This is a genomic window from Mesorhizobium sp. M0598 (genome assembly GCF_040320865.1).
GTDB lineage: Bacteria > Pseudomonadota > Alphaproteobacteria > Rhizobiales > Rhizobiaceae > Mesorhizobium.
Window position 1 is genome coordinate 58246 of record NZ_JAMYQL010000034.1, and the last position, 14089, is coordinate 72334.

The 14089-nt window shown below is 62.9% G+C and carries 14 protein-coding genes; 9 read left to right on the forward strand and 5 right to left on the reverse strand.

Going from position 1 to position 14089, the window contains the following annotated elements:
* Window positions 1–108: 108 nt before the first annotated feature.
* A complete protein-coding gene (locus NKI59_RS28795; protein ID WP_352708102.1) occupies window positions 109–1353 on the reverse strand; it encodes a DegT/DnrJ/EryC1/StrS family aminotransferase in 1245 nt (414 codons plus the stop codon).
* Between the two features lie 363 nt (window positions 1354–1716).
* Here NKI59_RS28795 and NKI59_RS28800 point away from each other — a divergent pair, with 363 nt between their 5' ends.
* The 5 genes from NKI59_RS28800 (at window position 1717) to NKI59_RS28820 (ending at window position 6969) form a co-directional block, all read left to right on the forward strand.
* Complete coding sequence (locus NKI59_RS28800; protein WP_352708104.1) at window positions 1717–2685, forward strand: polysaccharide deacetylase family protein; 969 nt, start codon at window positions 1717–1719, stop codon at window positions 2683–2685.
* 67 nt (window positions 2686–2752) lie between these two features.
* Window positions 2753–3721 carry a rhizopine catabolism ABC transporter substrate-binding protein gene (locus tag NKI59_RS28805; RefSeq protein ID WP_352708105.1) on the forward strand — a complete coding sequence of 323 codons (969 nt, stop codon included), beginning with the start codon at window positions 2753–2755 and terminating at the stop codon, window positions 3719–3721.
* A 148-nt stretch (window positions 3722–3869) separates the two neighbouring features.
* The gene (locus NKI59_RS28810; protein ID WP_352708119.1) at window positions 3870–4985 is read left to right on the forward strand and encodes an ABC transporter permease; all 1116 of its coding nucleotides are present in this window, start codon (window positions 3870–3872) and stop codon (window positions 4983–4985) included.
* Window positions 4986–5017: 32 nt separating this feature from the next.
* On the forward strand, window positions 5018–5830 hold the full coding sequence (locus NKI59_RS28815; protein ID WP_352647081.1) for an ATP-binding cassette domain-containing protein: 813 nt from the start codon (window positions 5018–5020) through the stop codon (window positions 5828–5830).
* A gap of 32 nt (window positions 5831–5862) precedes the next feature.
* Complete coding sequence (locus tag NKI59_RS28820; protein WP_352708106.1) at window positions 5863–6969, forward strand: Gfo/Idh/MocA family protein; 1107 nt, start codon at window positions 5863–5865, stop codon at window positions 6967–6969.
* Window positions 6970–6997: 28 nt separating this feature from the next.
* On the opposite strand, the gene NKI59_RS28825 is transcribed toward NKI59_RS28820, so the two are convergent.
* Window positions 6998–7771 (reverse strand): FadR/GntR family transcriptional regulator, encoded by a 774-nt coding sequence (locus NKI59_RS28825; protein ID WP_352708108.1) that lies wholly within the window; start codon window positions 7769–7771, stop codon window positions 6998–7000.
* Window positions 7772–7801: 30 nt separating this feature from the next.
* Window positions 7802–8803: a LysR family transcriptional regulator gene (locus tag NKI59_RS28830; protein WP_352708109.1), complete on the reverse strand. Its 1002-nt coding sequence runs from the start codon at window positions 8801–8803 to the stop codon at window positions 7802–7804.
* Window positions 8804–8913: 110 nt separating this feature from the next.
* Here NKI59_RS28830 and NKI59_RS28835 point away from each other — a divergent pair, with 110 nt between their 5' ends.
* Window positions 8914–9528, forward strand: coding sequence for a nitroreductase family protein (locus NKI59_RS28835; protein WP_352708110.1), 615 nt, complete (start codon window positions 8914–8916; stop codon window positions 9526–9528).
* Window positions 9525–10382, forward strand: a complete 858-nt coding sequence (locus NKI59_RS28840) for an EamA family transporter (RefSeq protein ID WP_352708112.1) — start codon at window positions 9525–9527, stop codon at window positions 10380–10382. Before NKI59_RS28835 ends, NKI59_RS28840 begins: the two co-directional genes overlap by 4 nt.
* A 348-nt stretch (window positions 10383–10730) precedes the next feature.
* On the opposite strand, the gene NKI59_RS28845 is transcribed toward NKI59_RS28840, so the two are convergent.
* Window positions 10731–10883 carry a hypothetical protein gene (locus NKI59_RS28845; RefSeq protein WP_352708113.1) on the reverse strand — a complete coding sequence of 51 codons (153 nt, stop codon included), beginning with the start codon at window positions 10881–10883 and terminating at the stop codon, window positions 10731–10733.
* A 389-nt stretch (window positions 10884–11272) separates the two neighbouring features.
* On the opposite strand from NKI59_RS28845, the gene NKI59_RS28850 reads away from it, so the two are divergent.
* Window positions 11273–11761 (forward strand): nucleoside deaminase, encoded by a 489-nt coding sequence (locus NKI59_RS28850; protein WP_352683607.1) that lies wholly within the window; start codon window positions 11273–11275, stop codon window positions 11759–11761.
* 94 nt (window positions 11762–11855) lie between these two features.
* Here NKI59_RS28850 and NKI59_RS28855 read toward each other — a convergent pair whose 3' ends face one another.
* On the reverse strand, window positions 11856–12752 hold the full coding sequence (locus NKI59_RS28855; protein WP_352708115.1) for an NAD-dependent epimerase/dehydratase family protein: 897 nt from the start codon (window positions 12750–12752) through the stop codon (window positions 11856–11858).
* A gap of 146 nt (window positions 12753–12898) precedes the next feature.
* Here NKI59_RS28855 and NKI59_RS28860 point away from each other — a divergent pair, with 146 nt between their 5' ends.
* Window positions 12899–13837, forward strand: coding sequence for an NAD(P)-dependent oxidoreductase (locus NKI59_RS28860; RefSeq protein ID WP_352708116.1), 939 nt, complete (start codon window positions 12899–12901; stop codon window positions 13835–13837).
* Window positions 13838–14089 lie beyond the last annotated feature (252 nt).

Genomic DNA, 14089 nt, shown 5'->3' on the forward strand with positions numbered 1-14089 from the left:
GACACGGGCCTGCGGATTTTTTGGCGACCGGTTATGCCGGCCGGAATCCTCGCCCGGCCGCCGGACAAGGAACTCGACCGCAGGGTAGCAAACCGCGCCGGATCTGGTCTAGTTCACACTGTCGAACTTCTGCAGATCAACCGGTGCCGCCTTGCGCAATTCGATATCATCGAGCGAAGCATTCTCCAGCGCCACCCGCGCCGCCGCGTCGATGTTGTGGATCATGTCCTGAATGTCGGCATCGCTGTGCGCCGGGTTCATGGCGACCATCACGGTGCGGTTGAGGATGTCGAGCGAGCGCTTGCCGAGGTCGTCGGAATAATCCAGCCGCAGGCCCTGGTTCTCGGGCAGTGCGTAAGGATTGAGCGCCGGATGATGCGCGCCTTCATGCATCAGCACCTGGTCCCACTGGGTGAAATTGTGACGGCCGGTCTTGCCGGCAACGACGCTCGGAATGGTCTTCGAAAAAGTCTGCGCCGCCTGCTCGCTCGGCAGCAGGTACATCACCTGTGCGGCGCAATCATCGTCCGCGCTGTTCATCGGCGACGGCGTCAGCCCAAGATTGCTAAGGTGGCGGGTACCGGCCAGCACCGTCTTCTTCTCGGCTCGCATCGCCTCGATGATGCCGTCCAGCCGGTCGAGTTGGACGTTGAGCATCGCCCCCATCAGTTCGGAAGCACGCGCGCCGATGCCGGCGAAGGGTTTGATGCTGTCGCTTCTGCCCTGCCAGTAGAAATGGCAAGGGTCGATGGCGCAGCGCGCCCGCTCCGCCACTTTCGGATCGCTGGTGGCGATGCCGCCGCCCTCGCCCGAGGTCATGTTCTTGAAGTAGTTGAAGGAATAAGCGCCGGCATGGCCGATCGAGCCGAGCTTGCGGCCCTCATAGCCGCCGCCGATGCCTTGGCAGACATCCTCCAGCACCAGCAAGCCGCGCTTGGCAGCAATGTCCATGATCGCATTCATGTTGCAGGCCGCGCCCCACATATGCACCGGGATGACCGCCCTGGTGCGCGGCCCGATGGCATCGCGCAGGGCGATGGGATCGATGGTCAGGCTCTCGTCGATGTCGACGATGACTGGAATGGCCCCGACCGACAGCACCGCGGTCGCGGTCGCCATATAGGTGTGCGCCGGCACCAGCACTTCGTCCCCCGGGCCGATGCCGAGGCCGATCAGGCCGGCGGCGAGCCCATAGGTGCCGCTGGCGGCCAGCGCGAAATGCTCGACGCCAAGATGCTGCGCATAGCGGGCCTCGAAGCGGTCGCATTCGCTGTCCTTGCCGTAACGAAACAGCGCGCCCGAGCGGATTACCCTGGCAATGGCTTCGATTTCCTCTTCGCCGGCGGTGTACATGACAGGCCTCCAAGTCGCTTGATAGTGTGGGTCACTTGATAATGTGGTCGCTTGATGGTGTGGACAGCTGTAGGCTTGTCGGCACAGTTTGAAAGAACCACTCCGCCGCTATTCGACCAAGCCATCTGCGCCCGGAAGACGGTTCCTATGACTGGTTTTGAACCGTGATTGGGGAAATCGGCAGCTAAGTGTCTCAGCCGGCAGGCAAATCGTACCCATCCGAATTCGCCAAAGTGGCCCTGTCGGAAACCCAGCTTTCGGCGTTCCATTCCGGCCAGTTGGGCAAACGGTTGGTTCCATGAAATACGGGACACACTTTGGAAGACCCTCGAAACCGGCGCGCCGGCGGGAAGGCGGCCGGTCGTGAACGCCGCCGGCTCCAGCAAACGGATCGTGCTCCACGAGGACGATGTCGGCATGTGCCACGGCGCCAACAGCGCCTTCCTCGAATTGAGCGGGCTGGGTGTCTGCAGTTCCGGCGCGGTGATGGTGCCGTGCCCGTGGTTCCTCGAAATGGCCGAGAGCGCCGTCGCCAAACCTGGCCTCGACCTTGGCGTCCACCTGACGCTGAACAGCGAGAAGCAGCATTACAAATGGCGGCCGTTGACCGCGCCGTCGCGGGCGGCCGGCCTGACCGACGAGTTCGGCTTCTTCTGGCCCGATGTGGCGACCACGCGCCGCAAGGCGGTGCCGCAGGCGGTCGAGGCCGAGCTTCGCGCCCAGATCGACACCGCCTATCGCGCCGGCATCGACGTCACCCACCTCGACGCGCATATGGGAGCGGCATTGTCGCCGGAATTCTGCAACATCTACATCAAGCTCGGGCTCGAATATCAGCTGCCGGTGCTGCTGACCAAGACGCTGTCCGCCTATTCCCCCAACGACAATCTGGTCGGCGTCACCGAGGAGGCGTTCCAGCGCGGCGTGGCGCTGGCCCGTGCCGGCGGCTTTGCCATTTTCGACGCCGCCATCCAGACGACCTGGGGCCGGCCGCGCTCCAGGCCGATCGAGCCGGCTTACCAGGCGCTCATCGACGGCGTGCGCGAGGGCCTGACCTTCTTTTGCCTGCATTGCAACGCGCCCGGTGAACTCGAGCTGATCGAGCCGCGCTCCGCCTATATCCGCACCGAAGAATACGAGCTGTTCCGCGACCAGGGCTTTCGCGACTGGCTCGCCGCACAGCCGATCGACGTCATCGGCATGAAGCCGTTGCGCGAGGAGCTTCGCGCCACGCTCTCGGCCGGGCGATCATCAACCCGCGGCAACACCGCGGGCGAACAGCGATTGGCGTCGGCAAAGGCCCGCAAAGCGGCCACCCGATCCGCAACGTGAGCCGATCGTCGCGGCCGGAAAACGGCGCCAGAGGGATTGGAACTGCAACGACAAATGGGAGAATAAGATGAAAACTCTTCTGAAAGTGGCATTGGGCGCCTTCGTTTCGGCGGGCCTGATGACAGGTATTGCGCATGCCGCGGGCCTCAAGGATCCGAAGGACGTCCGCATCACCTTCGTGGTGCATGGGTCGGCGTCCGATCCCTATTGGTCGGTGGTCAAGCGCGGCGTCGATGACGCGGCCGCCCTTACCGGCGCCAAGGTCGAATATTACGCACCGCAGGTCTTCGACGTGGTCGAGCAGGCCCGGCTTCTTGACGCCGCCATTGCCACCGAGCCGGATGGTATCGCCGTCTCCATCGCCGACGCCAATGCGCTCGGCAAATCGGTCAAATCCGGGCTTGCCGCCAATATTCCCATGGTGGTTCTGGATTCCGGCGAAAAGGAAGGCGCCGAGCTCGGCACGACGCTCTATGTCGGCACCGTTTCCGAATATGATTCCGGCAAGAAGGCCGGCGAGCGGCTGGCCAAGGAAGGCACGCTCAAGGTCGTCTGTATCAACCACGAGGTCGGCAATGTCAGCCTCGACCAGCGCTGCCAGGGCCTCAATGACGGGCTGAAGCCCTCCGGCGGCGGCACCGAGGTTCTGGCCGTGGCGCCGGATCCCGCAGACATCCAGCGCCGCACGGAAGCCTATCTGTCGGCGCATCCCGACACGCAGGCCGTCTTTGCGCTCGGCGCCACCGCCGCCAACCCGCTGATCCCGATGTTCCGCGACAAGGAACTGTTCGGCAAGCTCAAGCTCTACACATTCGACATCAGCCCGGAGGTCCTCGACTCTGTCGTCGCCGGCGAAATGGGCTTCGGCATGGATGCCCAGCAATATCTGATGGGCTATCTGCCGGTGATCTATCTGGTCGAGCAAGCGACGCACGGCTTTTGGCCGCAGAACAACGCCTATACCGGACCGCTGTTCATAGACTCGCCGGAAAAAGCCAAGGCGATCCTGGCGCTCGCCAAAGAGGGCATCCGCTAGGCAAGCGCTCCGACGGAACGGGAGAATGCGCCAAGCGCACTCCCGTTCCGTTCGAAGATTGCGAATTGAGCGATTGGAGAGCCTAATGGCGGTCGTGGAAGACAAGGCTATATCTCCGGGCGAACTGAAGGCGACCGACCGCTTCGGCATGACATCGAAGCGGGCCGCCGGCGCCGACGAGCGGCTGGCCAGCACCGGCAAGCTGACCCAGTGGCTGCGCCGGCCGGAAGCCGGTGCGGCCGGCGGGCTGCTTGCGACGATCATCATCTTTGCGCTGCTGCCGGGCGCGGCAAACCTCTATTCGCTGCAGGGATCGATGACCTTCCTGACGCTGTCGGCGGAGCTCGGCATCGTCGCCACCGCGGCAGCACTCCTCATCATCGCCGGCGAGTTCGATCTTTCGGTCGGCTCCATGGTCGGCTTCGCCGGTGTCGTCATCGGGCTGACGGTGAAGTTCTGGGGACTGCCGCTATGGGGCGGCATAGCCTGCGCCTTCGCCGTTGCCATCCTCACCGGCTATCTCAACGGTCTGATCGTGGTGAAGACGCGCCTGCCCTCCTTCATCGTCACGCTTGCCACGCTCTATATCCTGCGCGGACTGTCGATCGGCATCACCCGCGCCGTCACCGGCCGCACCCAGATCCCCTACATACTCGAAGGCGCACCGGATCCGGCGACGGCCGGCATTTTCAACGGCCATCTGCTCACCGGCCTGTTCCACTGGATGGGCGCGCAGGGCTGGATCGCCACCCGCAGCGACGGCATCCCGTTCGTTGCCGGCATTCCGATGTCGATCGTCTGGTGGCTCGGCCTGACGGCGCTGGCCGGCTACGTGCTCACCCAGACGAAATACGGCAACTGGATCTTCGCCACCGGCGGCGACCTGATCGCAGCCCGCAACGTCGGCGTGCCGGTCGATCGCGTCAAGATCAGCCTGTTCGTCTACACCGCCTGCGCGGCGACGCTGCTTGCCACCATCCAGGTGATGGAGGCGGGCTCCGCCGACACCACGCGCGGCCTGCTCAAGGAATTCGAGGCGATCATCGCCGCCGTCATCGGCGGCGTGCTGCTCACCGGCGGCTACGGCACCGTCTATGGCGTGCTGTTCGGCGCGCTGATCTTCGGGCTGGTGCAGATGGGCATCTTCTACACCGGCATCGACACCGACTGGTTCAAGGTCTTCCTCGGCATCGTCATCCTGATGGCCGTGCTGGTCAACAACTACATCAGGCTGAAGGCGCTCGGCCGCGGAGGTGGCAAATGACCGAGCCGGCCCAAATGACCGAACCGGCCCAAATGACCGAACCGGCAATGGAACTGCGCGGCGTCAGCGTCAATTTTGGCTCGGTGCGCGCCCTCCAGAACATCGACATCAAAGTCTATCCGGGCGAGGTCCACTGCCTGCTCGGCGATAACGGCGCCGGCAAGTCGACGCTGATCAAGGTTTTGTCCGGCGTCTATCGGCCGAGCAAGGGCGAAATCCTGGTCGACGGCAAGCCGGTCACCTTCCGCAGCCCGCGCGACGCGCAGGAGCTCGGCGTGGCAACGGTGTTCCAGGACCTCGGCATGATCTCGCTGATGTCGATCACCCGTAACTTCTTCCTCGGCCGCGAGCCGACCAAAAGCAGCCTGCCCTTCTCGCGCATCGACAAGGAGCGCGCCAACACCATCGCCAGGCAGGCGATGGCCGATATCGGTATCGACGTGCGCGATCCGACGCAAGCCGTCGGCACGCTGTCGGGCGGCGAGCGCCAGTCGGTGGCGATCGCCCGCGCCGTGCATTTTGGCGCGCGCGTGCTGATCCTCGACGAGCCGACTTCCGCACTCGGCGTCCACCAGGCGGCGATGGTGCTGAAGTTCATCATCGAAGCGCGCATGCGGGGTTTGGCCGTGATCTTCATCAGCCACAACATCCACCATGCCTATCCGGTCGGCGACACCTTCACGCTGCTCAACCGCGGCCGCAATCGCGGCACCTACGCCAAGTCCGAGATTTCGCGCGACGAGGTCATCTCGATCATGTCGGGCGGCGAGGACCTGAAGGCGGTCGAGGCGGAGATTGCCGGCCTGCTCGCCCAGATCGGCAACCGGCCGCCTGCGGCGCCTTGAGCTGACAATCGGACATTGCGGGGAATAATCCAATGAGCAGGTTACGCGTCGGGGTCGTCGGCGCCGGCATGATCTCGCAGGTCGAGCATATCCCCAATCTGCTGCGCCTCGGTGAATTGTTCGAGCTGGTCGGGGTCGCCGATCCCTCGAGGATTTCGCGGCAGTTCGTCACCGACACCCATGGCATTGCCAATTTCGAAACGATCGACCAGCTCCTCGACCAACACCTCGACGCGGTGGTGATCGGCTCGCCGGACCCGCTGCATCACGAACAGGTGCTGGCGGCGCTGGCGCGCGGCCTGCATGTCTTTTGCGAAAAGCCGCTCTGCTATTCGCTGGCGGAAATCGCCGAGATCATCGCCGCGCGCGATGCCGCCAGGAAAATCGTTCAGGTCGGCTATATGAAGCGCTTCGACCCGAGCTACCGGCTGGCGCTCGCTTCGCTGCCTGGAACATCGAGCACGCTGCGCGCGGTCTCGGTGGAGGTAAACGATCCCGACGCCTGGCCGTTCATCGCCCATCAGCCCTACAGGCGCGGTACCGATATCCCAAAAGACATGGTCGCCACTGTCGCCGCCAAGCAGAAGCGCCAGGTCGAAGAGGCCGTCGGCGTGCATCTGACCGATCTCGCTTTCCGTGGATTTACCGGCGCTTACAGCTCGGCCTTGATTCACGATGTCAATGCCGTCCATGGCCTGCTCGATGCGCTCGGCGTGCCGGACGGCGAGGTCGTCGGCGCGCAGATCTTTGCCAATGGCGACGGCGGCCAGGGCGCCGTCAAGCTGCTGGATGGGCAGGCGCTGTGGACCATGACCCACCTCACCGTGCCCAAGCTCGCCGACTACAAGGAGCGGATCACGCTGTTCTTCGACGATGCCAGCCTCGAGCTCGAATTCCCCTCGCCCTGGCTCAACCATCATCCGACCCGGCTGACGGTGACGACCTCGGACGGTCACACGCTGTCGAAGAAAGATTTGCGTGCCGGTTACGCCGAAGCCTTCGTCGAAGAGATGCGTGGCTTCTGGGCAGCGATGGTCAATGGCGATGCCGTCGTCAACCCACCCGAACACGCCGCCCGCGACCAGGCGCTGCTGATCGGGCTGACCCGGCGGCATCTCGCGACCGCACCCTTCGATTGAGCGCTAAAACCCTGATGCCGAACGGCCGTTACCTGGACTTGATGACGCTGTCGGTATTGGCCAGCAGCTTGCGCACCGCATTGCGTGCCGCATCAGGCCGCTGCAGGCGGATGCTCTTCTCGATTGCCTCATGCAGCCTCTGCGCATGCTGCAAATCGTCGAGTTCCCGCGTGGTATAAGCAAATAGATGATCGAATGCCGATTCGATCAGCACGCCGAGCGGCACCAGCAGATCGTTGCCCGAGGCCCGCAGGATGGCGAGATGAAAACGCGTGTCGGCGCGCGTCCGCTCCTGCAGGTTGGTCGCCTCACCCATCTCGCGGCAGGCCTGGCTGATCTCGGCCATCTGCTCGTCGGTGCGCCGCATGGCGGCAAAGGCGCTGGCCTCCGGCTCGATGATGTGGCGGAACTCCTGCACGGTCCGGAGGAACACCTCACGGTCCGGCGAGGTCGCATACCAGGCCAGCACGTCGCGATCGAGCAGGTTCCAGCGTTCCTTCGGCTCGACCCAGCTGCCGATTTTGGGACGTGACGACAGCAAGCTCTTCGCCATCAGCATTTTTATCGCTTCGCGCACCGCCGAGCGGCTGACGTCGAAGGTCTCCGACCATTTGGCTTCGTTGGGCAGGATGGTTCCCGGCGGATAGTCGCCGCGCACGATCCTCAGCCCGATTTCATTGGCGAGCGAGGCATGCACGCTCGAGCCCGGTATGCGCGCCGCATCGGCCCGGCGAATACCGCTCGTGCGTTCGGCGAACGCCTCGGCCGCTGTCTTTCCCTTGTTCGGCTTCGCGCCCTGCATGGCTCCACAAAGTCCGGATTTGGAGGCGTGTCAAGGAGATGAAATCGCCGGCAATATCTCAGCTTGATTTTCCGCATCCGTCCCCTCGCCGACACCGCGCTTTGCCGAGCGCTTACGCCGGAGCGGCACGAACGGCTTCTCTTTGTCCCGACTGAATTCCTCGATCAGGAAATCAAGGAAGACGCGGATTTTCGGGGCAAGATGCTGCCGTGCCGGATAGACCGCGTAGAGCGTGGTTTCGACCTTTTCCCAGTCATCCAGAGCCGATTGCAGCCGGCCTGCTTTCAGGTCGCTCTCGACATAGGGATAAGGGATCAGGCTGACGCCGAAGCCGGCGCGCAGCGCATCGCGCACGGCAAGGCTTGACGAGACCGTATATCGTCCGTCGATGGCGATCCGCTCGGTGCGGCCGTCCTTGCGGAATTCCCATATGTCCGCATGCCCCGAGAGGCTGAACCGGATGCAATTGGCCGCCTTCAAATCGGCAGGCGTCTTGGGCCGGCCATGCTCCTCGAAGTAGGACGGAGCTGCGCAAAGCACGTGCGGCATGACCGCAAGCTTTCGGGCGACCAGGCTGGAATCCTCGAGATTGTCGCTGCCGCGAATGGCCAGGTCAAATCCCTCCCGCACGATATCGACGCGCCTGTCGTCAAGGTGCAGATCGAGCTTCAAATCGGGATAGCGCGATAGAAACGCGGGCATGGCAGCCGAAAGCCGCGTCAACGTGACAGTCATCGGCGCGCTGACCCGCAACGTGCCGCTCGGCGCCGTCTTGATCGGGCCGAGCACCTGGTCGGCCCTGGCCAGCGCATCGAGCCCCTGCGTGACATGCTCCAGGTAGATCCTGCCCTCTTCGGTCAGCGCCATGCGCCGCGTCGTCCGGTTGATGAGCCGCACCCCCAGATCCGCCTCCAGCTCGGCGATGTTCTTGCTGATCGCGGGTGGCGAGAGACCGAGCCGCCGTCCGGCTTCGGCAAAGCTGTTCAGTTCCGCCACCTGGCGGAAAACCTGCAACGCAGTCAGGCGATCCATCTCACCATTCTCTTCTAGTAAACAATGTCTTTCAATTTTCGCATATTATCGCTCCTTGGTAAATTCTCTATCTGCTTCCCGAACGACTTTCTCAGTTTCGGAATGACATGATGACCAACCCCGCAATTTCCCTTATCGAGCGGCGCATGTCGGCCAATCGGTTCGATGCCTCGCACGAATTGACGGACGCCGAGATCGAGGAGCTGGCACGTCTCGCAACGCGCGCGCCAAGCGCCTACAACCTTCAGAATTGGCGGTTCATCGCGGTGCGGACGCCGGAGGCAAAGGCACGATTGCGCAGCCTCGCCCATGGCCAGGCCAAGGTGCAGGAAGCAGCCGTCACCTTCATCATCTGCGGCGTACTGCCCGACCACGCTGCCCTCGATGCCAGGCTCCGTCCGTTCGTCGAAGCCGGCTTCATGCCGGCGGATATGGCTTCGGGGTGGCGGGAGGGCGCCCGCGCCCAATATGCCGATCCTCTAGCGGCCCGCGACGAAGCCGTGCGCTCGGCAACGCTTGGCGCCGCAACGCTGATTTTCGCGGCCGAAGCGCTGGGGCTCGTCTCCGGTCCGATGGCAGGCTTCGATGCCGAAGGCGTGGCCCGCGAGTTTGGCCTTGCGCGCAATGAAATGCCGGTGATGCTCATCGCGGTCGGCCGCGCCGCGCCCGGAAACTGGCCGCAAAAGCCGCGCCGCCCTCTTGCCGAAGTTCTGGAAATCTTATGAAGACGCACCGTTCCGATCTGCTGCTTACAGCCATCGCACCGGCGATATGGGGCAGCACCTATATCGTCACCACGCAGTTCCTGCCGAACTTCTCGCCAATGACGGTCGCAATGCTGCGTGCCTTGCCCGCCGGATTGCTGCTGCTGGCGATCGTTCGGCAACTGCCAACGGGCATCTGGTGGCTGCGCAGTTTCGTCCTCGGAGCCCTCAACATCTCGATCTTCCTGAGCATGTTGTTTGTCGCCGCCTACCGGCTTCCGGGCGGGGTCGCGGCGACCGTGCTGTCGGTCCAGCCATTGATTGTGATTTTCCTCGCTGCTGCCCTGCTTGCCAGCCCTGTCCGCCGGTTGGCGATTATCGCCGCCCTTGTCGGGATCGCCGGTGTTGCATTGCTGGTGCTGACCCCGAACGCGACGCTCGATGCGGTCGGCGTTGCCGCCGGCCTCGCCGGGGCGGCCTCAATGGCCTTCGGAAGCGTGTTGAGCCGCAAGTGGCAGCCGCCAGCATCGCTGCTCGCCTTTACGGCATGGCAACTGACCGCCGGCGGTCTCCTTCTCGTTCCGGTGGCTCTGCTTTTCGAACCACCCATCCCGTTCCCGACCGCGGCCAACCTGCTTGGACTGGTGTGGCTCGGCCTGATCGGTGCGGCGCTGACTTATGTCCTCTGGTTCCGGGGCATTGCGCGACTGGAATCCGCAGTGGTGTCATCGCTGCTTTTCCTCAGCCCGGTGACCGCCGTGCTGCTTGGATGGGTATTCCTGGATCAGACGCTGACCTTGCCTCAAATCGCCGGCGTCGTTTTCGTCATCGGCAGCATCTGGCTGGCTCAACGCCCTAGCCGCAACGAGGCTTGAGCCTGGGCGGGAGTGGGTCAGTTTGAAAATTCGATCAAGACGGATGGCCGAAGACGGTTAAAATAAGCTCAACCGCACCGAAGCTGCAGAAGAACACAACAGCACCATATGCAATCACCCGGCGCGGTATCAGGAAGCGCGCTGACCAAAATCCAGCACGAAGCCTTGCGTCTCGCTTCCCCAGTCGTTCGCCCCATGGAAGGTTCTGCTCATCGATTGACCCATAGAAATCGGTGCGCAGAATTATGCTTAGGAGTGCGACGAACATGGCTGCGAAACTCAGGGCCAAGACAACGACACATGCTGTTATTGGAATGAACAAGTGAGGATTGTTCGCCCACTCGTACTTCAAATGTCCTCACTCCCTGCTTTTTGGCCGCGAACCATAGGCTTCTCTGCCTCTTTGGCTTGGATCAGCGCAACGATATCACTGATTTCCCAAAGCTTGCCAGTGACGCCAGCGGCCGGTAGTGTCTCAGTTTGAAATTTGACGGAATGCAATCTGCATTTCCCATATCGGGCTGAGCTCCTGTATGCTTACCGGAAAGCATGGGAGCAATCGTGAGCGATCACAATCAAGACGCATTGGAAGGTTGGACGTTTACCTCTGGCGAGATCTCAGCTGGCATGTACCGATTTAGCGGTCGCCATTATGACGGACGCTCGGTTGAACGGCAGGGCCCGGACTATGAGGCTATAAAGGCCGACTGCATGAATGATGCCCGGACACTTGGGAAGCCAGCCTATGCCAACCGGTCCTAGAGGCCAGAAGCGCCCCGCCGATGTGATCGGCAACGCAGTCCATGTCATGCGCATTGCGACAGGCGAGGAAGCCGACGAAGTGATTGACGACGGCAAAGACCCCGCTGCAGCTGACGGAGGGTCTGCCGATGCCACAACGCCCTTATGATGAGCGGCTGCTCCGTCAGGCGTTCGAAGTCGCGCGCAAGGCCCGCGATGCTGGCGACCATCCCTTTGGTTCGCTGCTCGCCGACAAGGACGGCAATGTGTTGCGCGAGCAGCCCAACGGTTACAAAGCCGGCGGCGGCGACCGCACCGCTCATGCCGAAAGGCTGCTGGCCTCATGGGCGGGGATGAATGTCAATCTCGAAAAGCTGGCCTCCTGCACCCTCTACACGTCGGCCGAACCTTGCGCGATGTGCTCCGGCACAATCTATTGGGCGGGCATCGGACGGGTCGTCTTTGGGCAGAGCGAACATGACCTCAAGCGGGTAACGGGTGCACATGTCGAGAATCCCACACTCGACCTGCCCTGCAGGATCGTCTTCGAAGCCGGGCAGCGTCCGACTGAAGTCGTCGGCCCGCTGCTTGCCGATGAAGCGGCGCAACTCCAGGCCGAATTCTGGAAAGACAAGTAGCTCGAGTTTGCCGCGCGCGGCAAACACGTGAGCCTGGCCTCATGACCAGCAATTCGGGGCTGGCCCAGTGCCGGTTCCGCGTCAGCTGCCTCCGTCAGCTCGTCTTGACGTATTTCCGCCAGCTGTGCTCCGGCCGGAAGCCGAGCATGTCGCGCGCCTTGCGGTTGGAGAGCAGCGTCTCGTATTCGCCAAGGTCGCCCTTGACCGGCACATCGGGGTAAAACCGCTTCAGCAGTTCGGCTGTCGGCAGGTCGGACGAGGTGTCGTCGTTGGCCGCGTTGAACACCTGATAGCCGAGCCCGTCCTTTTCGATGGCGCGCAGCGTGATCTGGCCGAGGTCGCGCGCGTCGATATAGCTCCAGGCGATGCGCTTGCGGAAACCCGGATCGGCGAACCATTTCGGAAACAGCGAATATTCGTGCGGCTCGATGACGTTGCCGATGCGCAAGGCATAAATGTCGAAGCCGCTGCGCAGCGCGAAGGCGCGCGCCGTCTTCTCGTTGACGACCTTGGACAGCGCGTAGCTGTCCATCGGGTCGACGTCGTACGCCTCGTCGAGCGGGAAATGCGTGGGATCGCGCGGTTCGTTGGCGAAGACCAGCCCGTAGGTCGTTTCGCTGGAGGCGATCACCACCTTGCGGATGCCGAGCTTCACGGCAGCCTCGATCACGTTATAGGTGCCGAGCGCGTTGATGCGGAACACCTCATTGTCGGGCGTGATCATGATGCGCGGGATCGCCGCGAAATGCACCACGGCATCGACCGGCTGCGTACGCAGCGACGGGTCGAATTCATGCAGGCCGATATAGCTCGACAGCGCATTGAACACCTGCCCGCTGTCGGTGATGTCGGTGATCAGCGTGCGCACCTTGGGATTGTCGAGCGGCTTGGTGTCGATGTTGAGCACCTGGCAGCCTTGCTCGACCAGATACTGCACGACGTGGCGCCCGGCCTTGCCGCTGCCGCCGGTGAACATGATCCGCTTTGTCATTTTGCTCTCCCTGGAATTCATGTGTATTGTCAGACAATATCGAACTCTGCAATCGCCTGCCATGGCGTGCGGCAAAAACCCGCTTCAACAATTCGCCGGCAAGCTGCAGCGCCGTCATCCATCATTGCAAAATAGGACGAAACGACATGAACACGACCGCCGCGAGCGAAAAGATCGGCTTCATCGGGCTTGGCCTGATGGGGCACGGGATAGCGAAGAACATCGTCGACAAGGGCTATCCGCTGACGTTTCTCGGCCGCAAGAACCGCAAGCCGGCGGAAGACCTGCTCGGCCGCGGCGCCAAGGAAGCGGAGACCTCGCGCGACGTCGCGGCGGCATCGACGGTTGTCTTCATCTGCGTCACCGGCTCGCGCGAGGTCGAAGCCATCATCCGCGGCCCAGGCGGTCTCAAGGAAGGCCTGAAGCCGGGATCGGTTGTCGTCGATTGCTCGACCTCTGATCCCGTTTCGACGGTGGCGCTGACCGCCGAACTCAAGGCGCTCGGCGTCGATTATGTCGATGCCCCGCTCAGCCGCACCCCGAAGGAGGCTTGGGAAGGCACGCTCGATGCCATGGTCGGCGCGCCCGACGCGGTCTTTGCCCGGCTGAAGCCGGTGCTCGAAACCTGGGCCGGGCGTATCGTCCATATCGGCGACACCGGTGACGGCCATCGCATGAAGCTGCTCAACAATTTCATCTCGCTCGGCTACGCCGCGATCTATTCCGAGGCGCTGGCGCTGGCGCAGAAGGTCGGCATCTCCCCGCCGCGCTTCGACAGCGTCATCCGCAACGGCCGCATGGATTGCGGCTTCTATCAGACCTTCATGCGCTGGACGCTGGAAGGCGACCGCGACGCGCACAAATTCACCATCGCCAACGCCTTCAAGGATCTCACCTATCTCGAATCGATGGCGGGTGCTGCCGGCATCGCCAACCCGCTCGGCAACGCCACCAAGAACGCCTTCGCCGGCGCCTTCGCGGCCGGCCCCGCCGACCAGTATGTGCCGATGCTGGCCACGCATATCGGCAAGGTCAACGGCATCGACCTCATGCCGACCAGGGACGGCAAGAAGCAGACGATCTGAGAACGTTGGGATTAACGCCTGGGAGAGTCGCAACTGCAAACGTTCGCTGCCGACCAGCTACATCCGCCAATCTCCAACGCTGGCGATTAGCATATGACACCACACCTTCGTCATCCTAGGGCGGAGCAGGAGCGAAGCGACGTCGCGCAGGCGCCCTGCCTGCAACGGTTGTTTTGCGTCGTTTTCGATCGCTTGCGTCCATATGTCCGGCCTTTGAGCACGGTCCTTGCGGCCGCTGGCCAAGGTGGGGTT

Coding starts and splice junctions, on each gene's coding strand:
- NKI59_RS28860 (WP_352708116.1), top strand. CDS start 12,899: ATGAACACGACCGCCGCGAGCGAAAAGATCGGCTTCATCGGGCTTGGC.
- NKI59_RS28805 (WP_352708105.1), top strand. CDS start 2,753: ATGAAAACTCTTCTGAAAGTGGCATTGGGCGCCTTCGTTTCGGCGGGC.
- NKI59_RS28825 (WP_352708108.1), bottom strand. CDS start 7,771: ATGCAGGGCGCGAAGCCGAACAAGGGAAAGACAGCGGCCGAGGCGTTC.
- NKI59_RS28795 (WP_352708102.1), bottom strand. CDS start 1,353: ATGTACACCGCCGGCGAAGAGGAAATCGAAGCCATTGCCAGGGTAATC.
- NKI59_RS28850 (WP_352683607.1), top strand. CDS start 11,273: ATGCCACAACGCCCTTATGATGAGCGGCTGCTCCGTCAGGCGTTCGAA.
- NKI59_RS28855 (WP_352708115.1), bottom strand. CDS start 12,752: ATGACAAAGCGGATCATGTTCACCGGCGGCAGCGGCAAGGCCGGGCGC.
- NKI59_RS28835 (WP_352708110.1), top strand. CDS start 8,914: ATGACCAACCCCGCAATTTCCCTTATCGAGCGGCGCATGTCGGCCAAT.
- NKI59_RS28840 (WP_352708112.1), top strand. CDS start 9,525: ATGAAGACGCACCGTTCCGATCTGCTGCTTACAGCCATCGCACCGGCG.
- NKI59_RS28810 (WP_352708119.1), top strand. CDS start 3,870: ATGACATCGAAGCGGGCCGCCGGCGCCGACGAGCGGCTGGCCAGCACC.
- NKI59_RS28815 (WP_352647081.1), top strand. CDS start 5,018: ATGACCGAACCGGCAATGGAACTGCGCGGCGTCAGCGTCAATTTTGGC.
- NKI59_RS28820 (WP_352708106.1), top strand. CDS start 5,863: ATGAGCAGGTTACGCGTCGGGGTCGTCGGCGCCGGCATGATCTCGCAG.
- NKI59_RS28830 (WP_352708109.1), bottom strand. CDS start 8,803: ATGGATCGCCTGACTGCGTTGCAGGTTTTCCGCCAGGTGGCGGAACTG.